25 protein-coding genes and 1 pseudogene are annotated in these 23986 nt (G+C 69.5%); 6 read left to right on the top strand and 20 right to left on the bottom strand.

Features of this window, described 5'->3' with window-relative positions; all coding sequences use genetic code 11:
- Nucleotides 1-12: 12 nt before the first annotated feature.
- The 4 genes and pseudogenes from hisI to priA all read right to left on the bottom strand — a co-directional run.
- Nucleotides 13-360 (bottom strand): phosphoribosyl-AMP cyclohydrolase, encoded by a 348-nt coding sequence (gene hisI, locus AC5WS7_RS35220; protein WP_495958955.1) that lies wholly within the window; start codon nt 358-360, stop codon nt 13-15.
- A 9-nt stretch (nt 361-369) separates the two neighbouring features.
- A complete protein-coding gene (gene hisF, locus AC5WS7_RS35225) occupies nt 370-1143 on the bottom strand; it encodes an imidazole glycerol phosphate synthase subunit HisF (RefSeq protein WP_495958956.1) in 774 nt (257 codons plus the stop codon).
- The gene (locus tag AC5WS7_RS35230; RefSeq protein WP_495958957.1) at nt 1140-1979 is read right to left on the bottom strand and encodes an inositol monophosphatase family protein; all 840 of its coding nucleotides are present in this window, start codon (nt 1977-1979) and stop codon (nt 1140-1142) included. Before AC5WS7_RS35230 ends, hisF begins: the two co-directional genes overlap by 4 nt.
- 70 nt (nt 1980-2049) lie before the next feature.
- Nucleotides 2050-2775, bottom strand: a pseudogene (gene priA, locus AC5WS7_RS35235) (bifunctional 1-(5-phosphoribosyl)-5-((5-phosphoribosylamino)methylideneamino)imidazole-4-carboxamide isomerase/phosphoribosylanthranilate isomerase PriA); the annotation flags it as partial.
- Between the two features lie 332 nt (nt 2776-3107).
- Here priA and AC5WS7_RS35240 point away from each other — a divergent pair.
- Entirely contained in the window at nt 3108-3620 is a 513-nt protein-coding gene (locus tag AC5WS7_RS35240) for a hypothetical protein (protein WP_495958958.1), read from the top strand.
- Nucleotides 3621-3630: 10 nt separating this feature from the next.
- Here the strand turns inward: AC5WS7_RS35240 and AC5WS7_RS35245 are convergent, their stop codons facing one another.
- The 5 genes from AC5WS7_RS35245 to hisD all read right to left on the bottom strand — a co-directional run bounded on the left by AC5WS7_RS35245 (nt 3631) and on the right by hisD (nt 7682).
- Nucleotides 3631-3753 carry a hypothetical protein gene (locus tag AC5WS7_RS35245; protein ID WP_495958959.1) on the bottom strand — a complete coding sequence of 41 codons (123 nt, stop codon included), beginning with the start codon at nt 3751-3753 and terminating at the stop codon, nt 3631-3633.
- Nucleotides 3754-3878: 125 nt separating this feature from the next.
- Nucleotides 3879-4535, bottom strand: coding sequence for an imidazole glycerol phosphate synthase subunit HisH (hisH, locus tag AC5WS7_RS35250; protein ID WP_495958960.1), 657 nt, complete (start codon nt 4533-4535; stop codon nt 3879-3881).
- On the bottom strand, nt 4532-5176 hold the full coding sequence (hisB, locus tag AC5WS7_RS35255) for an imidazoleglycerol-phosphate dehydratase HisB (protein WP_495959031.1): 645 nt from the start codon (nt 5174-5176) through the stop codon (nt 4532-4534). Before hisB ends, hisH begins: the two co-directional genes overlap by 4 nt.
- A 38-nt stretch (nt 5177-5214) precedes the next feature.
- Nucleotides 5215-6348 (bottom strand): histidinol-phosphate transaminase, encoded by a 1134-nt coding sequence (locus AC5WS7_RS35260; protein ID WP_495958961.1) that lies wholly within the window; start codon nt 6346-6348, stop codon nt 5215-5217.
- Complete coding sequence (gene hisD / locus AC5WS7_RS35265) at nt 6345-7682, bottom strand: histidinol dehydrogenase (RefSeq protein WP_495958962.1); 1338 nt, start codon at nt 7680-7682, stop codon at nt 6345-6347. Before hisD ends, AC5WS7_RS35260 begins: the two co-directional genes overlap by 4 nt.
- 193 nt (nt 7683-7875) lie before the next feature.
- Here hisD and AC5WS7_RS35270 point away from each other — a divergent pair, with 193 nt between their 5' ends.
- The gene (locus AC5WS7_RS35270; RefSeq protein WP_495958963.1) at nt 7876-8277 is read left to right on the top strand and encodes a PPOX class F420-dependent oxidoreductase; all 402 of its coding nucleotides are present in this window, start codon (nt 7876-7878) and stop codon (nt 8275-8277) included.
- 174 nt (nt 8278-8451) lie between these two features.
- Here AC5WS7_RS35270 and AC5WS7_RS35275 read toward each other — a convergent pair whose 3' ends face one another.
- Together AC5WS7_RS35275 and AC5WS7_RS35280 are read right to left on the bottom strand one after the other, a co-directional pair.
- A complete protein-coding gene (locus AC5WS7_RS35275; RefSeq protein WP_495959032.1) occupies nt 8452-9039 on the bottom strand; it encodes a maleylpyruvate isomerase family mycothiol-dependent enzyme in 588 nt (195 codons plus the stop codon).
- Nucleotides 9040-9406: 367 nt separating this feature from the next.
- Complete coding sequence (locus AC5WS7_RS35280) at nt 9407-10966, bottom strand: protein kinase domain-containing protein (RefSeq protein WP_495958964.1); 1560 nt, start codon at nt 10964-10966, stop codon at nt 9407-9409.
- A 310-nt stretch (nt 10967-11276) separates the two neighbouring features.
- On the opposite strand from AC5WS7_RS35280, the gene AC5WS7_RS35285 reads away from it, so the two are divergent.
- Nucleotides 11277-12449, top strand: coding sequence for a winged helix DNA-binding domain-containing protein (locus AC5WS7_RS35285; protein WP_495958965.1), 1173 nt, complete (start codon nt 11277-11279; stop codon nt 12447-12449).
- Between the two features lie 155 nt (nt 12450-12604).
- Here the strand turns inward: AC5WS7_RS35285 and nadC are convergent, their stop codons facing one another.
- The 3 genes from nadC to nadA form a co-directional block, all read right to left on the bottom strand.
- Nucleotides 12605-13465, bottom strand: a complete 861-nt coding sequence (gene nadC / locus AC5WS7_RS35290) for a carboxylating nicotinate-nucleotide diphosphorylase (RefSeq protein ID WP_495958966.1) — start codon at nt 13463-13465, stop codon at nt 12605-12607.
- Between the two features lie 94 nt (nt 13466-13559).
- Nucleotides 13560-15221 (bottom strand): L-aspartate oxidase, encoded by a 1662-nt coding sequence (locus tag AC5WS7_RS35295; protein WP_495958967.1) that lies wholly within the window; start codon nt 15219-15221, stop codon nt 13560-13562.
- 37 nt (nt 15222-15258) lie between these two features.
- Nucleotides 15259-16284: a quinolinate synthase NadA gene (gene nadA / locus AC5WS7_RS35300; protein ID WP_495958968.1), complete on the bottom strand. Its 1026-nt coding sequence runs from the start codon at nt 16282-16284 to the stop codon at nt 15259-15261.
- 79 nt (nt 16285-16363) lie between these two features.
- Here nadA and AC5WS7_RS35305 point away from each other — a divergent pair, with 79 nt between their 5' ends.
- Both AC5WS7_RS35305 and AC5WS7_RS35310 read left to right on the top strand, forming a co-directional pair.
- Nucleotides 16364-17122: an NUDIX hydrolase gene (locus AC5WS7_RS35305; protein WP_495958969.1), complete on the top strand. Its 759-nt coding sequence runs from the start codon at nt 16364-16366 to the stop codon at nt 17120-17122.
- Between the two features lie 376 nt (nt 17123-17498).
- The gene (locus tag AC5WS7_RS35310; RefSeq protein ID WP_495958970.1) at nt 17499-18158 is read left to right on the top strand and encodes a DedA family protein; all 660 of its coding nucleotides are present in this window, start codon (nt 17499-17501) and stop codon (nt 18156-18158) included.
- A gap of 45 nt (nt 18159-18203) precedes the next feature.
- Here AC5WS7_RS35310 and AC5WS7_RS35315 read toward each other — a convergent pair whose 3' ends face one another.
- The 5 genes from AC5WS7_RS35315 to bioB all read right to left on the bottom strand — a co-directional run bounded on the left by AC5WS7_RS35315 (nt 18204) and on the right by bioB (nt 22250).
- Nucleotides 18204-19400 (bottom strand): dipeptidase, encoded by a 1197-nt coding sequence (locus AC5WS7_RS35315; RefSeq protein ID WP_495958971.1) that lies wholly within the window; start codon nt 19398-19400, stop codon nt 18204-18206.
- Nucleotides 19401-19781: 381 nt separating this feature from the next.
- Nucleotides 19782-19967, bottom strand: a complete 186-nt coding sequence (locus AC5WS7_RS35320) for a hypothetical protein (RefSeq protein ID WP_495958972.1) — start codon at nt 19965-19967, stop codon at nt 19782-19784.
- 248 nt (nt 19968-20215) lie between these two features.
- A complete protein-coding gene (locus tag AC5WS7_RS35325; protein WP_495958973.1) occupies nt 20216-20920 on the bottom strand; it encodes a DUF2567 domain-containing protein in 705 nt (234 codons plus the stop codon).
- Nucleotides 20920-21159, bottom strand: a complete 240-nt coding sequence (bsaP, locus tag AC5WS7_RS35330; RefSeq protein ID WP_495958974.1) for a biotin synthase auxiliary protein BsaP — start codon at nt 21157-21159, stop codon at nt 20920-20922. The genes AC5WS7_RS35325 and bsaP overlap by 1 nt, the downstream gene beginning before the upstream one ends.
- Before the next feature lie 71 nt (nt 21160-21230).
- A complete protein-coding gene (gene bioB / locus AC5WS7_RS35335; RefSeq protein ID WP_495958975.1) occupies nt 21231-22250 on the bottom strand; it encodes a biotin synthase BioB in 1020 nt (339 codons plus the stop codon).
- Between the two features lie 129 nt (nt 22251-22379).
- Between bioB and AC5WS7_RS35340 the strand changes: the two genes are divergently transcribed.
- The gene (locus AC5WS7_RS35340) at nt 22380-22982 is read left to right on the top strand and encodes a TetR/AcrR family transcriptional regulator C-terminal domain-containing protein (protein ID WP_495958976.1); all 603 of its coding nucleotides are present in this window, start codon (nt 22380-22382) and stop codon (nt 22980-22982) included.
- Between the two features lie 317 nt (nt 22983-23299).
- On the opposite strand, the gene bioD is transcribed toward AC5WS7_RS35340, so the two are convergent.
- Nucleotides 23300-23983: a dethiobiotin synthase gene (gene bioD / locus AC5WS7_RS35345; RefSeq protein WP_495958977.1), complete on the bottom strand. Its 684-nt coding sequence runs from the start codon at nt 23981-23983 to the stop codon at nt 23300-23302.
- Nucleotides 23984-23986: the final 3 nt, after the last annotated feature.

A 23986-nucleotide genomic window follows, 5' to 3' on the forward strand; every position in this document is an offset into this window, starting at 1 on the left:
CCCGCGACCGGCTCAGCTCCGATCACTGAGCAGGATGTCGGAATCCCAGCAGGTGTGCGTACCGGTGTGGCAGGCCGCGCCCTCCTGATCGACGATCAGCAGCACGGTGTCGCCGTCGCAATCCAGACGCACCTCGTGCACATACTGGGTGTGCCCGGAAGTCTCGCCCTTGACCCAGTACTGCTGACGCGAGCGCGAATAGTAGGTGGCCTTGCGCGTCGCCAGAGTGCGGGCCAGTGCCTCGTCGTCCATCCAGGCCATCATCAGCACGTCACCGCTGCCCCGCTCCTGCGCTACGGCGGCGACCAGTCCGGCCTCGTTGCGTTTGAGGCGGGCGGCGATGGCGGGATCCAGACTCACACCACCACGCTAGCGGACGGTGATGCCCTCGCCGCGCATGGCGTCCTTGACCTGTCCGATGGTCAGATCCCCGAAGTGGAATACGCTCGCCGCCAACACCGCGTCGGCGCCGGCCTCTACCGCCGGCGCGAAATCCGCCACCTTGCCCGCACCGCCGCTGGCGATGACCGGGACCGAGACCGCGGCGCGCACGGCCCGCAGCATCCGCAGATCGAAACCCGCCTTGGTGCCGTCGGCGTCCATCGAGTTCAGCAGGATCTCCCCGACGCCCAGTTCCGCACCGCGCACGGCCCACTCGACCGCGTCGATCCCGGTGCCGCGCTTACCGCCGTGCGTGGTGACCTCCCAGCCCGAGGGGGTGCGTTCGGTGCCTTCGGGCACGGTGCGGGCGTCCACGGACAGCACGATGCACTGCGAGCCGAACCGTTCGGACATCTGCCGCAGGATCTCCGGATTCGCGATGGCGGCGGTGTTCACCGACACCTTGTCCGCGCCGGCACGCAGCAGCCGGTCCACATCGTCGACGGTGCGCACGCCGCCGCCCACGGTGAGCGGGATGAAGATCTGCTCCGCGGTGCGGGTCACCACATCGATCATGGTGCCGCGGTCGCCGGTGGAGGCGGTGACGTCCAGGAAGGTCAGCTCGTCCGCGCCCTGGGCGTCGTAGGCGGCGGCCAGTTCCACCGGATCGCCCGCGTCGCGCAGGTTCTCGAAGTTCACGCCCTTCACGACGCGTCCGGCGTCGACATCCAGGCACGGAATCACTCGCACGGCCAGTGTCATCGGTTCGCCTCCCCGGCGGCCTCGTCGACCGCGGTGTTGATCATCTCCAGCAATTCCTCGTGCACTCCCGGCGCGGCCGCGAGCACCGATCGCGAGGTGAGGGTCCACGGCTGCCCGCGCAGGTCGGTCACCACTCCCCCCGCGGCGCGCACCAGCGCGACCCCGGCGGCGTTGTCCCACGGGTGATGTCCGAACACGACCGCGCCGCCCAGCACGCCCGAAGCGGTGAAGGCCAGATCGATTCCGGTGGAGCCGTGCATGCGCACCCGGCCGGACAGCCGGCTCAGCGCGCCCAGCAGGTCGAAGCGGAACCGGCCCGGAATGCGGCCGCGCGAGTCCACGTTGAACGCGCCGAAACCGATCATCGATTCGGCGAGGGTTCCAGAGGCCAAGGGCGGCATCGGTTTTCCATCCAGCAGCAACGGACCGTCGACCGCGGCGGCATAGCGGCGGCCCAGCAGCGGCAGCCAGGTCAGGCCGAGCACCGGCGTCCCCTCGTGCACCAGTGCCAGCAGGATGCCCGAGAGCGGATGTCCCGCCGAGTAATTGAACGTCCCGTCGATCGGGTCCAGGACCCACGCGGTACCCGACTCGAGTGAGGGGCCGCCGAATTCCTCACCGTGCACACCGATTCCGGTGCGCTCGAGCAGTGCGTCGGACAGCGTCCGCTCGAGTTCCAGATCCAGGGCGGTGGCGAAATCGCCGCGTCCCTTCTCGACCGCGCTGGGCGCGCCGAGCCCTTGGACGAAACGCGCTGTGGCCGAATCCAATATCTCGCTCGCGATGGCGAGCAGCGCCTGGCGGTCGGGTTCAGCGGTTACCACCTCAGTGTCCATCGGGCGTGCTCGTGGTGCCTGCGTGGTTACGTTCCGCTGCCGCCTCCGGTCCCCGGCCGATCACGCCGCCCACCGCGTCCAACGCCTCGGGCAGCGTGAAGCGCCCGGCGTACAAGGCCTTTCCGACGATCGCGCCCTCGACGCCCTCGGGCACCAACCCGGCGATGGCACGCAGATCGTCCAGGGTGGACACGCCGCCGGAAGCGATCACCGGTGCGTCGGTGGCCTGGCAGACCTCGCGCAGCAGGTCCAGATTCGGCCCGGTGAGGGTGCCGTCCTTGGTGACGTCGGTGACGACGTAGCGTGTGCAGCCGTCCCGCTCGAGCCGCTCGAGCACCTCCCACAGATCGCCGCCGTCGCTGACCCAGCCGCGCCCGCGCAGCCGGTATTCGCCCTCGGTCAGCCGCACATCCAGGCCGACGGCGATCCGGTCGCCGTATTCGCCGATCGCGCGGGCTGCCCACGCCGGATCCTCCAGCGCGGCGGTGCCCAGGTTCACCCGGGCGCATCCGGTCGCCAGGACCGCCTTCAGCGATTCGTCGTCGCGGATGCCGCCGGACAGTTCGACCTTCACGTCGAGTTCGCCGACCACCTCGGCGATCAGATCGCGATTGGAGCCGCGTCCGAACGCCGCGTCCAGATCGACCAGATGGACCCATTCGGCGCCGGCCTGCTGCCAGGACAGCGCGGCCTCGCGCGGCGATCCGTAACTCGTTTCACTGCCCGCCTCCCCTTGGACCAGGCGGACGGCCTCACCATTGGCGACATCGACGGCGGGGAGCAGCACAAGATTCACGGCAGTAGCCTACTGGGCAACCACGCCGCTCCCGGCTCCGGGCCGGGCCCGCAGCAGGCCCGCGACGTCGAACGGACTCCGTGCCCGGCCGAGAACGCCCCGCGCGACGGCGCAGCGTTCTCGGCTCGGCGGGCGGACGTCCGCGAACCGGACGACACGCCCGGGCGGCGAGCTGGACCGGTGAACAGGTTTGCGGAGCCGTTCGCTGGGCAATATGAGATGGGCGCGTGTCATTGCATGCGCGAGATCCGCACCGACGGTCGGATCCCGTGCGCCGGGGGCGAGGACACGGGTTTCGCATAGCATCGTCGAGCAACACAAGGGGTGCGGTCATGTCCCGGAAAACGCTGCGACACAGGTGCCTGCCACGCCCGGCAACGGGTATCGGCATGGTCGCGCTGGCCGCGTCGGGTATCGGCGTGATTCCCGTCGGCGGCCTGCTGGCCGGGCCCGCCGCCGCCGACGCGACCGATCCGGCGCAGATGGCCGCCTGCGAATTCGGCCGCCAGCTCACGACCTACACCTTCACCGATTACGACGCGTACAACCAGCGCGTCCTGGACAACTCGACCGGCGCGTTCCACGACGAGTTCCAGAACTCCAGCGCGGACCGGCGCAATCGCGTGCTCGGGACGCACACCAGCTCCGATGTGCTGTCCATCGAGTGCAGTACGCAGACCTCCGACCCCGCCCACGCGCAGATCGTGGTGTCGGTGGCCCAGACCACGCGCAGCGACGCGACCCTGGGCCTGCCTCGCCCCGGACGCACCGTGATGCACGTGAGCCTGGACAACGTCGGCGGCCGCTGGCTGGCCGAACGCGTCGATCCGGTACCACCGGCCTGAGCCGGATCCGCTAAGCGGAGCCGGCCGCCGCCGACCCCGACGCCGAACCGCTCAGCAGCGGAATCCCCGTCGAGCCGGTATTGATGTAGGCCAGCCACATCGGCAGGTCGAATGCCGTGGCCAGGATGTTCACGACGGCACCGCACCCGTGCCGGAAACGCTCTCGAGATCACTCACAACAGCCCCTTTCGCGACCGGGTCCCCGACCGTTCCGACCCTAACCGGAATCGGTCGGCGACCCCGGCAACGAACCGGGAACTACAGCGAGTTCACCCAGTTGCGCAGCAGTCGCGCACCGGCGTCACCGGATTTTTCCGGATGGAACTGCGTCGCGCTGAGCGGACCGTTCTCGACCGCGGCCAGGAAGGGCCCGCCGTGGTCGGCCCAGGTGAGCTTCGCGGCGGGAATCGCGCTGTCCGCGTCGTCCCAGGCCCACCGCTGGGCGGCATAGGAGTGCACGAAGTAGAACCGGGTCTGCTCGTCCATCCCCGCGAACAGGACACTGTCCGCGGGGGTGCGCACGGTGTTCCAGCCCATGTGCGGCAGCACCGGCGCGGCCAACCGCTCCACCGTGCCGGGCCATTCCGCGCAGCCCTCGGTCTCCACACCGAATTCCACGCCGCGTTCGAACAGGATCTGCATTCCGACGCAGATACCCAGCACCGGACGACCGCCCGCGAGACGCTTGCCGATGATGCGTTCACCGCGCACCGCGCGCAGTCCGGCCATGCAGGCGGCGAATGCTCCCACTCCCGGCACCACCAAACCGTCCGCGGCCAAGGCGGTTTCGGCATCGGCGGTGACGGTGACCTGCGCGCCGGCGCGGATCAGGGCGCGGTTGGCCGAATGCAGATTGCCCGAACCGTAGTCCAGCAGCGCGACACTGGGCGCCGAGCGGCCCGCAGAACTCGTCACAGCGTCCCCTTCGTCGAGGGCACGCCGCTGACCCGCGCGTCGAATTCGACCGCGGCGCGCAGAGCCCGTGCCACGGCCTTGAATTCGGCCTCGGTGACGTGATGTTGATCGCGGCCGTACAGCACCCGCACGTGCAGTGCGATCCGCGCGTTGAGCGCGATGGATTCGAACACGTGACGATTCAGCACCGTGGAGTAGGGCGCCCCGGGGCGCAGCGCCGAACTCGCCGAGCCGGAGGCCGCCGAACCGGGAATGATCGTGTGCAGCAGGTGATCCGGCTCCCCGGTGTGCACGCAGTACGGCCGGCCGGACACGTCCACCACCGCGTGCGCCAGCGTCTCGTCCATGGGGATGAACGCGTCGCCGAACCGCCGGATGCCCTTCTTGTCGCCCAGCGCCTGCCCGAGCGCCTGCCCGAGCACGATCGCGGTGTCCTCGACGGTGTGGTGCGCCTCGATCTCGATATCGCCCTGCGAGCGCACGGTCAGATCGAAACTGGCGTGCGCGCCCAGCGCGGTGAGCATGTGGTCGTAGAAGGGGACGCCCGTGGAGATCTCGGTGCGGCCGGTGCCGTCCAGATCCAGCTCGACCACGATGCTGGACTCCTTGGTGGTGCGCTCCACCCGCGCGGTTCGGTGCATACTCGCTCTCGCCTCGGGACTCGTATCGGTAGTCGCGGTCACCGGATCACCCGCTCGGTGTCCGCCAGAATCGCACTGACGCGCAGGAATTCGTCGTTCTCGGCGGTGAGGCCGATGGTGACGCGCAGATGTCCCCGAATGCCGACGTCGCGAATCAGCACGCCCTCGTCCAGATATCGCTGCCAGGCGCGCGGCGCGTCCGCGAACGCTCCGAACAGCAGGAAGTTGGCATCGCTCGGCGCGACCCGGAATCCCATCTCCCCCAGCGCTTTCGCGACCCGATCGCGCTGCACCGCCAATTCCGCGACACTGGCCAGGGTTTCGTCGGCATGCCGCAGCGCCGCCCGCGCCGCGGCCTGGGTGACCACCGACAGGTGGTAGGGCAGGCGTACCAGCAGCATGGCGTCGATGACCGCGGGTGCGGCGGCCAGATAGCCGAGCCGGCCGCCAGCGAAGGCGAACGCCTTGGACATCGTGCGGCTGACCACCAGCTTGGCCGGGAACCGGTCGATCAACTCGATCGCGCTGGGGGCACCGGAGAATTCGGCATACGCCTCGTCGACGATGACGATGCCCGGCGCCGCCTCCAGGATCCGGACCAGATCCGCCTGGGCGATGCTGTGCCCGGTCGGATTGTTCGGACTGGTCACGAACACCACATCGGGACGACGTTCGGCGATGTGCGCCACCGCGTAGTCGGCGTCGAGGCCGAAATCGGCGTCGCGCTTGGCCTCCACCCATTCGGTGTCGATGCCCTCGGAGATGATCGGGTGCATCGAATACGACGGCACGAACCCCATGGCGCTGCGGCCGGGCCCGCCGAATGCCTGCAGCAACTGCTGCAGGACCTCGTTGGAACCGTTGGCGGCCCACACGTTCGACACGTCCAGGGCGACGCCGGTCTGGCGGGTCAGGTAGGCGGCCAGGTCGGTGCGCAGCGCGACCGCGTCGCGGTCCGGGTAACGATGCAGGTCCGCCGCCGCGGCCCGGATCGATTCGGCCACGTCGTCGACCAGCGCCCGGCTGGGCGGATGCGGGTTCTCGTTGGTGTTCAGCTGCACCGGAACGGTCAGTTGCGGTGCGCCGTAAGGGGATTTACCGCGCAGGTTCTCCCGCAACGGCAGATCGTCCAGGGATACCGCCGAACCCGGGATGTTCGTCACACTCGTCATGACAACGCCTCGAATCGAACCTGCACGGCCTGTCCGTGTGCGGGCAGATCCTCGGCCTTGGACAACGCGACCACATGACCGGCGACATCTTTCAGCGCGGCCTCGGAGTACTCCACGACGTGGATGCCGCGCAGGAAGGTCTGCACGCTCAATCCCGAGGAGTGCCGGGCGCATCCGGCGGTCGGCAGGACGTGATTGGATCCGGCGCAGTAGTCGCCCAGGCTCACCGGCGACCACGCGCCGACGAAAATCGCTCCGGCACTGCGGACTCGGGCCGCCACCGCGGCCGCGTCGGCGGTCTGGATCTCGAGGTGTTCGGCGGCGTAGGCGTCCACCACGCGCAGGCCCTGATCGATATCGTCGACCAGGACGATGCCGGATTGCGTGCCCGACAACGCCTCTCCCACCCGCTCGCGATGTTTGACGACCTCGAGCTGCGCGTTCACCGCGGCCTCGACCGCATCGGCCAGCGCGGCGCTGTCGGTGACCAGGACGCTGGCAGCGAGCACGTCGTGTTCGGCCTGGCTGATCAGATCCGCGGCCACGTGCACCGGATCGGCGGTGGCGTCGGCCAGGATCGCGATCTCGGTGGGCCCGGCCTCGGCGTCGATGCCGACCAGGCCGCGGCACAGGCGTTTGGCGGCGGTGACGTAGATGTTGCCGGGGCCGGTGATCATAGCGACCGGTTCCAGCTCGGATCCGGTGGTATCGGTGCCGCCGTAGGACAGCAGGGCCACGGCCTGGGCACCGCCCACGGCCCAAACCTCCTGCACGCCGAGCAGTTTCGCCGCGGCCAGGATGGTCGGATGCGGCAGCCCGCCGAACTGCGCCTGCGGCGGCGAGGCCACCACGAGGGAGCCGACCCCGGCGGCCTGGGCGGGCACCACGTTCATCACGACGCTGGAGGGATAGACCGCGTTCCCGCCGGGCACATACAGCCCGACGCGCTCGACCGGAACCCAGCGCTCGGTGACGGTGCCACCGGGCACCACCTCGGTTGTGGTGTCGGTGCGGCGCTGATCGGCGTGCACCTTGCGGGTCCGCTCGATGGCGACCTCCAGCGCGGCGCGCACGGCCGGATCCAGTTCGGCGAGCGCACGGTCCAGTTCCCGGGCGGGCACCCGGATCGAGGCGGGCGCGACACCGTCGAACTTCGCGCTGAACTCCTGTGCCGCTTCGACACCCCGATCGCGGATCGCCTCCACGACCGGCCGCACATGATGCAGCACCGAGTCGACGTCGACTCCCCCGCGCGGCAGCGCGGTGCGCAGCTCGGCGGCGGTGGGAGTGCGACCGCGCAGATCGACGCGGGCGAGCTCGATGCGGGATGTCATAGCGGTGTGGAATCCTTGTCTGTGCTGGTCATCACACCCGGAGCAGGATGGCCCCGGACCGTATACCAGACTATCGGGTCCGCCCCGCGAGCCATCCGCCGCCCGACCGGCCGGTGACGCGCGGGCATAGTCGAGCCCCCCGCGCGGTTCGATTCGGACGTACACCGAATACCCCCCGAACGAGAGAGTCACGATGGTCGAAATTCCCGAGAAGGCCCGCGACCTGCTGGAGCGGCCGATCTTCGCGAGTCTGGGCACCACCCGGCCAGACGGAGCGCCGCAGGTCAACCCGATGTGGTTCGTCTGGGACGGCGAGTTCATCTGGTTCACCCACACCAACGCCCGGCAGAAGTTCCGCAATCTCGCCGCCGAACCGCGGGTGTCGGTCTCGATCTTCGATCCGGACAAGCCGTACCGGTACATCGAGGTGCGCGGGGTGGTCGACCATATCGACCCCGATCCGGACGGTTCGCTGTACAGCAGCCTGTCCCAGCGTTACGGCGGCGGGCCGGTCGTGCCGCCGGACGCGAAGGATCGCGTCAAACTGGCGATTCGCCCGACGCACGTGTCGGGGTACGCGCTCACCCGGGATTGAGTGTTCGCCGGTGCCGGGGCCGCCCGTGACGAGGCCCGCCCCGGCATCCGGCCGGTAGACCGAAGGCCTTGGGCCGCAACGATTCTCGATCGGCTCCGGCTGCGCACCGGCACCGCACGGATTAAATCGCTGGGCGAGGACGCGCAACGGCACGCAGGTTGGCGGCCGCTCAGGTCATCCGTGGCGCAGGCGCAGAATCGGGACTCCGTCACCGGTCAGCTCGTCCAGGGCGACGCTGCGGCCCACCATGGCCAGGGCCAGGGCTTCGCCCGGACCGCTGACCTCCGGCCCGACGCCCCGGGACCATTCCACGTCGGTCGCGACGAATCGCAGACCGCTGGTGAAGCGGCCGGGGCGGGCGAAGGGATCGGGGTGAGCGAGTACCGCCCGCAGGCGTTCGGGAGGCACGGTGCGGGCGTAGCCGAGGGGCCGGCGAATGTCCTGCTGGTGCACGAACATATCCGCGAGCCCGACCTTCGGGACCAGCCGCGTGATGTGTTCGCGGTTGTGCTCGAGCCGGTCCAGCAACTGCTCGGTGGACAGGGCCCTGGACCGGTCGACCAGAGTGTTGTTCACCCGGTCCGGGGAGAATCCGCAACGCACTCCCGTCATCGCGTACTCCGGCAGCGGAGTCGCGTCGTACAGCAGATGCCCCACCACATCGCGCACCCGCCACCCCGCACACAGCGATGGCGACTCCCACTCCTGCTCACTCAGCGTATGCAGGAGCGCAACCAATTCGGCGCGCTCCTCTCTGAGCATCTGCCGTATATCCACAGTGGAAGGCTAACCGTGACAACGAATGCGGAAAACCCGAGGGGGCGCGAATGCGCCATCGGGCGTAGCCGTGCCAACAGGGCGAGCGCACGTGGCGCCGGCAAAGCTGTCGGCCCCGGGACGAATGCTCGTCGCCACCCGGGGCGCGAAGACCGCCTGACACTCGAAAGTTGCTGGGACACAGGGCAATACAACGAGCAGTTCCGTCGTCACGCGCGCCGGAACCCGAGCTTGCGAGCGATCGGCTGCGAGCATCTCGCCAACGTCGGCAGTCGGGCACGGCCAGCGGTCGACTACACCCGATCGCGACTCGGACTACCGCGGCGACCACGTGCCGCTCGCAATGATCCGGCTAGGACTTGGTGTCGCTGTCGATCAGCAGATGACCGTTACTGCCCACGACCACGCGCAGCGACACCGACCGAGAGTGCCCGGCGTTGCTCACGTTACCGACCGACATGTCGACCGATCCGTCCGAGTTGGTGCCCGAACCGCCGGCGCCCTTGACCGAACTCCACTTGGTCACCGGATTCTGCGTCCAGTAGGTCTCGAAGGCCGATTCGCTGCCGTAGACCTGCTGGGCGGCAGGGGTCAACATCTTCCACGCGGTGCTGAGGTTGCCGCTGTCGGCGACCAGGGCGTTGTAGAAGTCGGCGACCACGCTCGCCGCGGATCCCACGTCGGCCTTACCCGCGCTCTTGGTCTCCCCCAGGGCCGCGGTCGAAGGCGCGGTGGTCTGCGCGGCGGCACTGGTCGATGTCGAATTCGCCTCGGTGGACGAGGATTTCGGCGGCGAGCCGCCGAACAGCAGGTAGAGCGCGACTCCGACGATCACCAAGCCCGCCACGAAACCGCCGACGAACAGCAGGGTCCGGCGATTGCCCGGTTCCTCCGGCGGCGGGGCCGCCACCGCGTGCGAGCGCGTGGGGTGTCCGTTGTTCCGGGCCGGGCGCACGGGCGGCAGGCTCGGCTCCGACGGAGCCTCCTGCGCCATCATCTCCGCGGTGGAGATCTCGGCCTGCTCGGCACGGCGATCCAGGGTGCGGGTGGCCTGGCGGCGCGAGGCGGGGCGATGCGTGGCCAGCATCCGGGTCGGCACGGCGTCGTCGGCCATATCGGCGAATTCGGCGAGCTGATCGCGGACCTCGACCATGCTCGGCCGGTCCTCGGGCTCGAAGCTGAGCAGATCCAGCAGCAGGTCGGTCAACTGTCCGGCGTTACGGGGCTGACTGAGCTGACCGTTGGCCGCCGCGTACAGCAGGGCCAGCGGGTTGGGGTTGCTGCCGTAGGGCGGCTCACCCTCGAGGGCGTGGAAAAGCGTTGCGCCCAAGGCGAAGACGTCGGCGGCGGGGGTCGGATCGGTGCCGCGGGCCACCTCGGGGGCGAGGTAGGCGGCGGTACCCGAGATCAGGCCGGTCGCGGTCAGCGCTACGTCACCCTTGGCCTTGGAGATGCCGAAGTCGGTGATCTTCACCGTGCCGTTCTCACCGAGCAGCACGTTGCCCGGCTTGACGTCGCGGTGCACGATCCCGGCCCGATGCGCGGCGACCAGCGCCGAGGCCACCTGCTCACCGATCCGCGCCACCTGCGCCAGTGGCAGCGTGCCCTGCGAGGACAGCACCATCGCCAGGCTCTGCGACTGCAGATATTCCATGACCAGGCAGGGATCGCCCTCGTGGTCGGTGATGTCGAAGACCACGATCGCGTTCGGGTGCTGGAACCGGGCCGCGTTACGCGCCTCGCGCGAGGCACGCGCCCGCACGATCTCCTTCTCACCCGGAGGCAGACTGGGCTGGGTGAGGATCTGCTTGATCGCCACCGACCGTTCGAGCCGCTCGTCGACGGCGCGCCACACGACGCCTGTGCCGCCGCTACCAATCCGCTCGACCAGGCGGTAATGCCCTGCGATCACTTGGCCGGTTTCGATGGCACTACTCCGAATTCTCCGCGATCCATGACTTACCTTGCGCAGTCACCCGCGCGTGTTCCCGCACGAGTGTAGCGGGCCGCGCGGACGACGCCGACGCCGGAGCGTGATCCGGGAGAAATATGAGCAGCCGCTGTGCAATGCGCAGGAGATCGGCCCGAGACCGGAACGAGATCGTCGGCGCGTCCGCTCACCCGCGCTGGTCGTCGCGCCGCGTGCGATCGCCGGCACAGCGGCGCGCACAACGCGGTACATATCGCGGGTCCCGCAGCACCGCACCCGCTAGTATTCGCCCATGCGTTCGATCGATGCCGCACAGCGGCGCGCACGCGTGGCGGTGCGGCACCGGCTCGCCGCCTCGGCCCGGGTGGACGACGCCGCCGCGATCACCCGCTCGCTGGTTGTGCTGCACGCCACCGATCCCGCGACGGTGTTCCTGTCCGTCGCCGCGCGCAGCCACGACCTCGAACCCGGGCAGATCGAGAAGGCCCTCTACACCGACCGGACCCTGCTGCGGATGCTGGCGATGCGGCGGACCATGTTCGTCGCGCCGATCGATCTGGTACCCGCGCTGCAGGCCGCGTGCGCCCAGGCGCAGGCGATCAAACAGCGCCGCACCTACGCGCGTCATCTCGCCCAGGTCGTCGACGGCGATATCGATGCCTGGCTCGCGGAGGTCGAGGAGCAAACCCACCGCGAACTGCTCACCCGCGGCAGCGCGACCGGCGCACAGCTCGGCGCGGCGGTGCCGCGGCTGCGTACGCAGGTCGACACCGCGCCGGGCAAGCCGTATTCCAAACCCACCGCCATCACCACCTGGATCCTGCTCATCCTGGGGTGCGAGGGCCGGATCGTGCGCGGCCGCCCCAACGGCAGCTGGGCCAGTACGCAATACGTCTGGGAGCCGATCGAATCCTGGCTGCCCGCAGGCGTGCCCGCGATGTCGGCCGAGGCCGCCCGCGCCGAGATCGTGCGCCGGTGGTTGTACGCGTTCGGCCCGGCGCCGGTCGCGGACCTGAAGTGGTGGACCGGCTGGACGCTCGGCGAGGTTCGAAAGACGTTGGCGCAACTCGATATCGCCGAGGTCGATCTCGACGGCGGCGTCGGCGTCGCGCTCGCCGGGGATCTCGACCCGGTGCCCGAACCCGAGCCCGGCCCGGCGCTGCTGCCCGCGCTCGACCCGACGCCGATGGGCTGGCAGGACCGCGACTGGTTCCTCGGCCCGCACCGCGACGCACTGTTCGACGGCAACGGCAATGTCGGTCCGACCGTTTGGTGGGGCGGGCGCGTCGTCGGCGGCTGGGCGCAGCGCGCCGGCGGCGAGATCGTCTGGCGCGCACTGGAGGACGTCGGCCGCGAGGCGACCGAGAGTATCGCCGCGGAGGCCGCTCGGATCGAGGCGTGGTACGGCGACGTCCGCGCGATTCCACGCTTCCGCACACCCCTGGAACGCGAACTCACCGGATAGATCAGGGATTTCGGTGCACGATCGGAGCTGCGGACCAACGCGGCGCCGTGCTGGCCAGCGGAAGCCGACGCGGTCCGCCGACGCGCCGGACACCCGCACCCGCCGCTGGGACCGAATGCCCATGCGGCGTGCCGAGGTCCGGCCGCGCCGGACCGCTACATGTCCAGGCCGAGGTCCAGCACACGCACGGAGTGGGTGAGCGCGCCCACGGCGAGGTAGTCCACGCCGGTGGCCGCGTATTCCGCGGCCACGTCGAGCGAAAGTCCGCCCGAGGATTCGAGTTTCGTGCGTGGGGCGCGTTCGTTGCGGCGCTGCACGGCGGCCTGGGTGGCCCACAGCGGGAAGTTGTCCAGCAGAACGAGTTCCACGTCGTGTTCCAGGACGGCGTCGAGTTGGTCCAGCGTGTCCACCTCGACCTCGCAGGTGATGCCGGGGGCCTGCGCGCGAACCGCCTGCAGCGCCGCTACCACCGATCCGGCGGCGACCACGTGATTGTCCTTGATCAGCGCCGCGTCACCGAGGCCCATCCGGTGGTTGACCCCGCCACCGGCGCGAACCGCGTACTTCTGCAGAGAACGCAGGCCCGGCAATGTCTTGCGGCTGTCGCGGATGCGGCATTCGGTGCCCGAGACCGCGTCCACCCAGGCGGCGGTCGCGGTGGCGATGCCGGACAGGTGGGTCACCAGATTGAGCATGGTGCGCTCGGCGGTGAGCAGTCCGCGGGTCGGGGCGAGCACGCTCAGCACGGCGTCACCGGGCGCGACCCGGGTGCCGTCCGGCACCCGGTCGGTGACCTCGTAGTTCCCCGCGCCGATCACCTCGTCCAGCACCAGCAGCCCGACATCGATACCGGCGACCGTGCCCGGCTGACGCGAGGACATCGCCGCCTTCACCACGGCCTGTTCGGGAACCGTTGCGGCCGTGGTGATATCGGGCCCATACCGCAGATCCTCGTCCAGCGCGGTGCGGATCAGGGCGAGGATCTCCCCGCGATCGAGTCCGGCGTCCAAGCTCATCGGTGTACTCCTGAATTCGTCTCGTATGGTCGATCGTCCGCACGCCCGCCGAGCCGGGCGGCGATCCCCCGGCTCGGCGTCCGCGCGGCCGGTGTCACGACGCTCTCGGTACCGGTGCGCCCCAATCGCTCTCGCGTTCGGCGCCGGCGGCGACCAGCTGCGGACGGCCGTCCGGGCCCAGTCGCACCGGAATACAGCGGCGCAGATCGTCGCGCGTTTCGGGGTGGTCGGAGCGAGTGTGGCAACCGCGGCTCTCGGTGCGCGCGCCCGCGGCCAGCAGCATGGCGCGGGCGGTGAGGGTCAGGGCGGCATCCTCGATATGCGTGACGACCTCGCCCGCCTGGTATGCCTCCGGCGAACCGGCCGGCTCCGGAAGGTCCGCGGGCAGGGCGCGAGTCGCGCTGTCGCGATCGTTGAGCAGATGCAGCAGCCGCAGCACGGCCCCGCGCAGCCCGTCGCCGTCGCGGACGACTCCGGCGTTCTCGGTCATCAACTCCTGCAACAACTTCCGGTCGGCACGCGCAAGCTCCCAGTCGCCGATCGCACCGACGCGCCCGGGTTCGCCGAGCCGCTCCGAAGCCGCGGCGCCGGCGCGCTCGCCCACGACCAACCCCTCCAGCAGACTGTTGGAGGCCAGCCGATTGGCCCCGTGCAGGCCGGTGCGCGCGACCTCGCCCGCGGCGTAGAGGCCGGGAACCGTGGTGCGGCCGTGCGCGTCGGTGACGATCCCGCCGCACTGGTAGTGCGCGGCCGGCGCGACGGGAATCAGGTCCGTGCCCGGATCGATACCGGCAGCCAGGCACGAGGCCGTGATCGTCGGAAACCGTTGCGGGAAGCCGTCGATCGCGCGGGCGTCGAGGAAGACGTGGTCGGTTCCCAGGGCGCGCAACCGCGCCGCGACCGCCCGCGAGACCACATCCCGGGGTGCGAGATCACCGCGCGGATGCACGCCTTCGGTCACCGAATCCCCGTGCGAGTCGACGAGTTTCGCGCCTTCGCCGCGTACGGCCTCGCTGATCAGCGGCCGCCGTCCCAGTCCGCCCGGGGTGAACAGAACCGTCGGATGGAACTGGACGAATTCCAGGTCCGCGACGGTCGCACCGGCTCGCAGCGCCAGGGCGATCCCGTCCGCGGTCGCGCCGGGCGGGTTGGTGCTGCAGGCGTACAGCTGTCCGAGGCCGCCGGTGGCCAGCAGCACCGCGGGGGCGTGCACGACGCCGAAGCCCTTGTCCGACACCGCGACAACGCCCTGAACCCCGCGCATACCGGTGACGATCCGCAGCGCGGCGGCACCGAACAGCACGGGCAGCCCCGCGGCGTTCAACGCGCGCTGCACCTCCGCACCGGTGGCATCACCACCGGCGTGAATGATGCGCCGGGTGCTGTGCCCGCCCTCGCGGGTGCGCGAAACCTCGCCGTCCCGGCCCAGATCGAAGACGGCCCCCAGATCGGTCAACACCGCCACGGCACCGCGGCCACCCTCGACGATCGACCGCACCGCCTCGGGATCGCACAGGCCCACACCGGCCACGACCGTGTCCTCGACGTGCGAGTCCACCGAATCCCCGTGCGGCGCGACGACCGCGATACCGCCCTGCGCGTACTGGGTGGAGGTGTCCGAGGGGCCGCCCTTGCTCAGGGTGAGCACCCGCAGTCCACACAGCGAGGCGGTGCGCGCCGCGGTCAGTCCCGCGACGCCGCCACCGACCACCACCAGATCCGCCTCGGCCTCCCACCGGATCACCGGCCCGCTCATCGGGGCTCACCGCTCTCGGGATCGGGATCCGGGACGCTCATTCGCCACCGCCCGGATTGCCGATGGCGATCATGCGCAGCACCGAATCACGGCCCGCCGCGGCGGTTTCCGGATCGACGTGCACCTCGTCACGATTCTCGGTCAGGCAGCGCAGCAGCGCCGCCGGGGTGATCATCTTCATGTACTTGCACGAGGCGCGATCGTTCACGGCCTGGAAGTCGACCCCGGGCGCGGCCTTGCGCAGCTGATGCAGCATGCCGATCTCGGTGGCGACCAGCACTTCGCGCGAGGTCGCGGCCTTCGCGGCATCGATCATCCCGCCGGTGGACAGGATGTGCACCCGCTCGGCCGGGAAGGCGCCCTCGCCCGCGAGATACAACGCCGATGTGGCACAACCGCATTCGGGATGTACGAACAGTTCCGCATCGGGGTGGGTGCGGGCCTGTTCGGTCAGCTCGTCACCGTTGATGCCCGCGTGCACGTGACATTCACCCGCCCAGATCCGCATGTTCTCCCGGCCGGTCACCCGCTTGACATGCGCGCCGAGGAACTGGTCGGGCAGGAACAGCACCTCGCGGTCCGGATCGATGGAGGCGACCACGTCGACGGCATTGGACGAGGTGCAGCAGATATCGGTGAGCGCCTTCACCGCGGCCGTGGTGTTCACATACGAAACCACCAGCGCCCCAGGGTGTTCGGCCTTCCACTCGCGCAGCTCGTCGGCCGAAATGGAGTCGGCCAGGGAGCAGCCCGCACGCTGGTCCGGGATCAGCACGGTCTTGTCCGGGCTCAGGATCTTGGCGGTCTCGGCCATGAAGTGCACGCCGCAGAACACGATCGTGTCCTCCGGGGCCTCGGCGGCGATGCGGGACAGCGCCAGCGAGTCACCGACGTGATCGGCGACGTCCTGGATCTCGGGCAGCTGGTAGTTGTGCGCCAGGATCGTCGCGTTGCGCTCGCGTGCGAGTCGCTTGATCTCCGCCGCCCACTCCGGGGTCGCCTCGACACCCGTGAATCCCGACGGGCCGTCCGTGACCCGCCCGGTCAACGTCATCGTCGCCATGGCATGGCTCCTCACTCTCGCGTCACCGGCGTTCGTGCCGATTTCGCATCCAACAGGTTTTCGACTTATAATCGAAAACGTGCCCCATAGTAGCACCATTCACGAATCGCTCACCGCCGTGTTCCAAGTTCGTCGCTTCCGCGACACCGTCGCCGCAGGTCAACCCAGCAACGAGCCGGTCGACCCCGATGCGCCCCGACCGGCATCCGGCTGGCACACCGAACTCGGGGTACTGCTGTGGCAGCGGGCGATGGAACCGCAGACCGGCACCTGGTCACTGCCAGGCGGGCGGTTGCGCGACGACGAGGACCTGGACTTCTCGGCCCGCCGCCAGCTCGCGGAGAAGGTCGATGTGCGCGAGGTGTCCCATCTCGAGCAGGTCTGGGTGTTCAGCGACCCGAACCGGGTGCCACCGCCGCGGCGCATCGCCTCGGCCTATCTCGGCCTCGTGCCACTGACCGCCGACCCGCAGCTGCCGGACGACACCCGCTGGTATCCGGTCTCCGCACTGCCCGCGATGTCCTTCGATCACGGCACCGTCGCGCGCCACGCGCGCACTCGACTGGCCGCCAAACTGTCCTACACCAATATCGCCTTCGCCCTTGCCCCGTCACGTTTCACCATGTCCACCCTGCGCGAGATCTATTGCGCGGCACTGGGATACGACGTCGATACGACGAATTTGCAGCGAGTCCTCAGTCGCCGCAAGGTGATCACGCCGACCGGAGCCACCGCCGCCCCCGGCAAATCCGGCGGCCGCCCGGCCGCCCTGTACCGCTTCACCGACGACGGGCTGCGCGTCACCGACGAGTTCGCCGCCCTGCGCCCGCCCGCCTGAGCAAACCTCGAATCGAGCGGTCCGCAACCTCGGGGCGGCCGCACCGCTATCGGTCCGTCGCATCCCGGGCCCGCCCGCAGGATCGCCATCCCCTCGCGGGTCCCGTGCGCGCCCGCGCGTCGTACGCGCGCCTCGGAAGTCCTGCCGCAGCGCTCGCTCATCGTCACCCGCGATCGGCACGCCACCGTGGGCGCGACCCGCACGTTGTGCCGTACCACGCCGGTCCGGCGCCGAGGGCAGCCTTCCGGGGCACAACCCGATCGCCCGCTCCCGTATCCGCCCGACCGCGAGTACGTCGCGCACCCATCACCCGATGGGCGAATTGCCGGGTTGCGCGGCGCACGGCGCACTCCCGCGGCCGGGTACCGTTGCCGACATGAACTCGCTGATGCAGCGGATCCTCGAGATCGCACCGGTTTGGGTCTATCTGACCGTCGGGTTGCTGGTGTTCGCCGAGGACGCGATCTTCGTCGGTTTCGTCATTCCGGGCGAGACGGCGGCGGTGCTCGGCGGGGTCGCGGCCAGTCAGGGACATGTCCAGCTGTGGGCGATGATCGTGCTGGTGATCGCGGCGGCGATCGTCGGCGACAGCGTGGGGTACGAGGTCGGCAAGCATTTCGGCACGCGCCTGCTGGGCATGTCGATGCTGGATCGCTACCGGGGACGACTCGACCGCGCCCAGGACTTCCTGGCTCGCCGCGGCGGCTGGGCGGTGTTCCTGGGCCGGTTCACCGCGTTCTTCCGCGCGGTGATGCCCGCGCTGGTGGGCACCTCCCGGATGCCCTACGGCCGGTTCCTGGCCTACAACGCCACCGGCGGCATCGTCTGGGGCACCACGTTCGTCGTGCTCGGATATCTCGCCGGTCAGTCCTACGAAAAGCTCGCCTCGACCGTGGGTCGCGGTATGACCATCGCGGTGGTGGCCATCGTGATCATCGGCCTGATCGTGTGGAAGGTGCGCGAGCGCCGCCACGCCAAGACGATCGAGGCGGAGTACGAGACCAGCCACGAGGGGACCGCGCGCGAAACGCATTGAGCAGCAGCGGTCACCCCGGTCGCGGGGCACCGAACTGCTTGCCGCTCAGTCGTTTCCGTCGAATTGATCGATGGTCGCGATCGACGGCGCGCGGGTGCGGCGCAGCTCGCGGGCCACGTCCTCGGCATCGCGTAACACGCGAACGGCGTTGTGCCAGGTGAGTTTCGCCAGCTCGGACGTGGACCAACTGCGCCGGAGGAGTTCGGCGATCAGATTCGGATATCCGGAGACGTCGTCCAGACCCGCGGTGACGAAGGCGATTCCGTCGAAATCCCCGCCGAGGCCGATATGGTCGAGCCCGGCCGCCTCGCGCACGTGATCGACGTGGTTCGCCACATCGGCGACCGTCGGCACCGGGCGCGGGTTCGCGGCCTCGAACGTCCGCTGGCATGCCATCGCGGCCGGGCCGGTATCGAGCGGATGGAAACCGTGCTCACGCATGTTGGCGTCGGCGTCCACGACCCATCGGGCCGCGGCGGGCAGCACGAACTGCGGAACGAAGGTCACCATCGCCACACCACCGTTGGCGGACAACGACTTCAGCACATCGTCGGGAACGTTGCGGGGGTGATCACACAGCGACCGCACCGAGGAATGGGAGAAGATCACCGGCGCTCGTGACACCGCGAGCGCGGCACGCATGGTGTCGTCCGAGACGTGGGACAGGTCGACCAGCATGCCGAGCCGATTCATCTCGCGCACCACCTCCTGCCCGAATCGGGTGAGCCCGTGCGCCTTCGGCTCGTCGGTGGCCGAATCCGCCCACGGCACATTGTCGTTGTGGGTCAGCGTCAGGTACCGCACACCCAGCAGATACAGCGACCGCAACGCGGCCAGCGAACAGTCGATGCTGTGCCCGCCTTCGGCGCCCATGAGCGAGGCGACCTTCCCTTGTGCCCGTGCGGCTTCCATATCACCGGCGCCGAACGCCGCCCGCAGCCGATCCGGATACCGGGCGATCATCGCCCGCACGAAATCGATCTGCTCGAGCGTCGCACCGACCGCCCGGTCTCCCGCCAGGCTCGACGGCACGTACACCGACCAGAACTGCGCACCGACCCCGCCGGCCCGCAGTCTGTTCAGATCGGTGTGCAGAACCCCGGACTGGTCCGCCGCCAGGTCCAGCGCCTCCAGGTCGTAGCGCACATGCGAGCGCATCGCCCACGGCAGGTCGTTGTGTCCGTCGGCCACCGGAGCGTCCCGGAGCAGCGCACGAGCACGATCGAGCAGATCATCGGCCATCCCACAGTTCTATACCTACTCGCTGGCGCGACCTGCTGATCCAGCATGGACACGCGAAAAACTCCGGCCACGCACCCCCGAGACCTGGTTCGATCCATCCGCTCGGCACCGGCGGGCTGCCCGCTCGTCCCCTACTCGGTGGCGCGACCTGCCGATCCAGCATGAACACGCGAATGAACTCCGGCCACGCCCCCTACACCCGATTCGATCCATCTGCTCGGTACCGGTGGGCCGCTCGCACCGAGGTCGATCGCCCCGCGGGAACAGTGCGGACTTCCCATTCTGCGCGGCCGGCGAACCTCGGGACCGATGCGGCGAGCCTGTGGGGGGCTCGGAGGCGATCGGAAGACCTCCGACGTCGAGCCGGCGTGCGCGTGGCGGTCAGCGCTCGGTGTCCCGCTTGCGGTGCTTACTGGCGCGGCGGTAGGTGCGCTTGCTCGCAATCGGTTGTGCCGCATTGGATCTGCGTAGTTCGTGACGGGCACGCCACGCGGTGAGGTCGGCGCGTTCGGCGGGGCGCTCGGCCGCCTGGTCCGCCGGGCGGGCGCGGTCCCGGGTGTTGTTCATCGCCGACCTCCTTCCGCTCGTCGCCTCGGTTGCTCGTTTCCCACGGTAACCGTCGGCAGCTGGGTCGGCCACCGAATTTCCTGCGCCACAGGAGGTTCCGAGGACGATCCGGTTTCACGACAAAGGGGTTCATCGCGGCGCGTCACCGCGACGGAACCATCACCGAGCGGCTGGTCAGAAACCGCGCGAGCGGCGAACCGGAAACCGCGCGATGCCGCACGAGTATCGAGCGGGTCTGTGCACATGAGTCAGCGGGAGTCGGCGCCCTCGAACGGCCCGGTGTGTCCCAGGGAGACACTGTTGTTGGACAGCGGCGTGCCATAGGGGCCGTAGGAGATCTCGGAAGTGTAGGGCCGGTCATCCGGATGATCGGCCAAGCCCACACCCAGATCCTCGGAGGTGCTCAGCGCGGCCAGCAGCAGGATCACCAGGGCCGCGAACAACGGCTGCACCATGACGACGGTCCACGCGCCCGCGGAGAGGTCGGCGTGGATCCAGTGGTCGACGAGGGTGCGCCAGCCGTCGACCGTGGGCGGCATCGCGACGATGGTGCGCAGAGGCGGATTCGACGGGTGCGGATACATCCACCGGGCCACGAGTTCACCGAACCAGGACATCAGCTCCGCGCCTGCCAGCGAACCGAACAGCAAGGCGCACTGCATGATCGGACCGCGCACCCGGCGCAACCGCCACACCGCCGCGGCAGTGAGCACCCCGGCCACCATGGCGATGCAGGCGAACAGCGCGATCGCGTCGAAGCGGTGACCGCTCTCCCCGGTCAGCGCCGCACCGCGTCCGGGCTGTACCACGAGAACCCGTTCGGCCGGGGCCAGCGCCGCCCACACCGCGCCGCCGAGCGCGCTGACCAGCAATACCGCGAGCACGACCCAGAGCGCGGCACGCACCTCACGCCGTCGCGAGGTGGACGGTTCGGCGGCACCCGGATGGATCATCAGCGATGGTCCAGAGATTTCGAGTCGATCACACCGTGCCGGGAGCACTTTGCCCACCAGCCCTCGGGATGCACCTGCACGATCATCCGGCGTCCGCACTGCTCACAGAATCGCGGCGGCTCGAGGCCCAACGCGGCGGCAACAGGCAGCGGGTCGTCAACGCCTGTGACGACCTGCTGACCCGTATACGGGTTGTAGCGTTCTTCCATATCGATGACCACTCTCGCGAAACCCTCCATGAAGTGCAGCGGCAGGGCTGCCCGACAACCTCGATGAAGTGCAGGCCCGAAAGGGCCTGCGGTGGTGCGCTCTACAGGGTTTCGTTGAGCGCCTTGATCGGCATCTTCAACTCGCCCAGCAAGTCTAGATCGGCCTCGGCGGGGCGGCCCAGCGTGGTCAGGTAGTTGCCGACGATAACCGCGTTGATGCCGCCGAGGATGCCCTGTTTGGCGCCCAGATCACCGAGCGTGATCTCACGGCCGCCCGCGAAGCGCAGGATGGTGCGCGGCAGGGCGAGCCGGAACGCGGCCACGGCCTTGAGCGCCTCGGCCGCGGGCAGCACCTCGAGATCCCCGAACGGGGTGCCCGGACGCGGGTTCAAGAAGTTCAGCGGCACCTCGTCGGGCTCCAATTCGGCCAGCTGCGCGGCGAATTCGGCCCGCTGCTCGATGGTCTCGCCCATGCCCAGGATGCCGCCGCAGCACACCTCCATACCGGCCTCGCGCACCATGCGCAGGGTGCCCCAGCGCTCTTCCCAGGTGTGCGTGGTGACCACGTTCGGGAAGTGCGACTTGGAGGTCTCCAGGTTGTGGTTGTAGCGGTGCACGCCCATCGCGGCGAGCTGGTCGACCTGCTCCTGGTTCAGCATGCCCAGTGAGCAGGCAACCTGGATGTCGACCTCGTTGCGGATGGCCTCGACACCGGCGGCGACCTGCGCCATCAGCCGCTCGTCCGGTCCGCGCACCGCCGCGACGATGCAGAATTCGGTGGCGCCGGTCTTGGCGGTCTGCTTGGCGGCCTCCACCAGGGAAGGGATGTCGAGCCAGGCCGCGCGCACCGGGGACTGGAACAGACCCGACTGCGAGCAGAAGTGGCAGTCCTCGGGGCAGCCGCCGGTCTTGAGCGAGATGATGCCCTCGACCTCGACCTCCGGACCGCACCAGCGCATCCGCACATCGTGCGCCAGGCTCAGCAACTCCTCGAGCCGGTCGTCCCCGAGCCGCAGCACCTGCTCGGTCTGCTCCTGCGTGAGCCCGACGCCGCGCTCGAGCACCTGCTCGCGAGCGGTCGCCAGAATATCGACATCGGTCCTGACGGGTGCCTGGGTCACTGCGCAATCCCTTCGTCCGGCCGGGGCGGCCGCGCAACGTGAACGGTGTACTTGAACGGTGTTCAGGCTAAGGTACCTGAAGACAGGAAGTCAAAGCCGGAAAATGAAGGTCGTCAGAAAGGGCCAGCCGTGCAGCTGCACCGCACCGACGTCGTCGACGGAGCCGTCGCCATTCTCGACCAGTACGGACTGGCCGATCTGACCATGCGCCGGCTGGCGACCTCGCTCAACGTCCAACCCGGCGCGCTGTACTGGCACTTCCCCAACAAACAGGCCCTGCTCGGCGCGGTGGCCGACCGGATCCTCGCGCCGATGGAAGACACGGTGGAAGCCGACGACTGGTCCGGGCAGGTCACCGAACTCGCCCATCGGCTGCGCTCGTGCCTGCTGGCCTATCGCGACGGGGCCGAGGTCGTCTCGGCCACCTACGCCTCCCGCCTGACCACCAGCAAGGGCCGGGAGCGCTTGGCCGGGGCGCTGATTCGCGGCGGGATGACCCGCGAGGAGGCCGATCGGGCCGCGTACACGCTGCTCTACTACATCCTGGGCGGGACGGTGGACGAGCAGTCGCGCATGCAGATGGATTCCGCGGGCGCGCTGGACGAGCAGTCCTCGCCCGTGCACGAATCCCTCACCGGTGGCGAAACCCCCAGTGCCACCGATCGTTTCAACTTCGGCCTGCAACTCTTCCTCGGCGGCGTACGGCACCTGCTGGGTAGCCGGGTGCGCTGAGCACCCGACCGTCCGATTCACTACGGACGCGATACCTTGGAATCCGGCGCCGCTCGCAGCCGAGGCGGAAACCGACCACGCCACGGCTCATCGCCCACCCCGACATCACCACGATGACGACCAACTCCACCCTGACGGGTACAGCTGCTGGGAAGACGACGGCCGCGTGGTGTGGTTCGGGCAGTGCGGCGCGATGCGCAACCGCGAGCCAACCCCCTCGGCCCCGGTCTACCATCAGCCGCCGCGAAACCGCCTAAAACGCAGCGTTATCCCGACGTCATGGAGGATCCGCTCACAGGCATATGCGCAGGCCGCGATCACGCCGAGAGGTAGCGTGCGGACCAGGTCGGCGCGAACCAGCCCGAGGCGGCCTGGGCGAAACGTTCCGGATCCCATCGGCCCGCACCCTCGGGAATGCTGCCGACCAGGTCCACGCCGGTGACCGCGGGCAGATCGCCGCGATTGCATTGCGAGGCCAGATCCGGTGCCACCGGCCAGGATCCGATGACCAATCCGGCGCAGGGCACCCCGGCGGCGGACAGCGCGCGGGTGGTGAGCTCACTGTGGTTGAGAGTCCCCAGGCCCGCGGCCGCGACCACCAGCACCGGCGCGTTGATCTTCTGCGCCAAGTCCAGCAGCGTGAAATCGCCCATCCGGACCAGCAATCCGCCGGCGCCCTCCACCAGAGTGAGATCGGCGTCGGCGAGCGATTCCACCCCCGCGGCCGTTTCGGCCAGGGTCAGCAGCGGGCTGCCGCAGCGGCGGGCGGCGGTGTCGGGGGCGAGCGGATCCGGGTAGCGGGCCAATTCCAGTGTGCGCGTGACACCGGCGAGCCGGACGATCTCCGCGAGGTCGCCCGGCTCACCCGGCCGCACGCCGGTCTGGGCCGGTTTGCAGACCGCCACCGAACGTCCGGCCGCACGCGCCGCGGCCGCCAGCGCCGCGGTGACGACCGTCTTGCCCACGTCGGTGGACGTGCCGGTCACGATCAGTACACTCACGAA

The organism is Nocardia sp. PLKS1-43 (assembly GCF_059510335.1).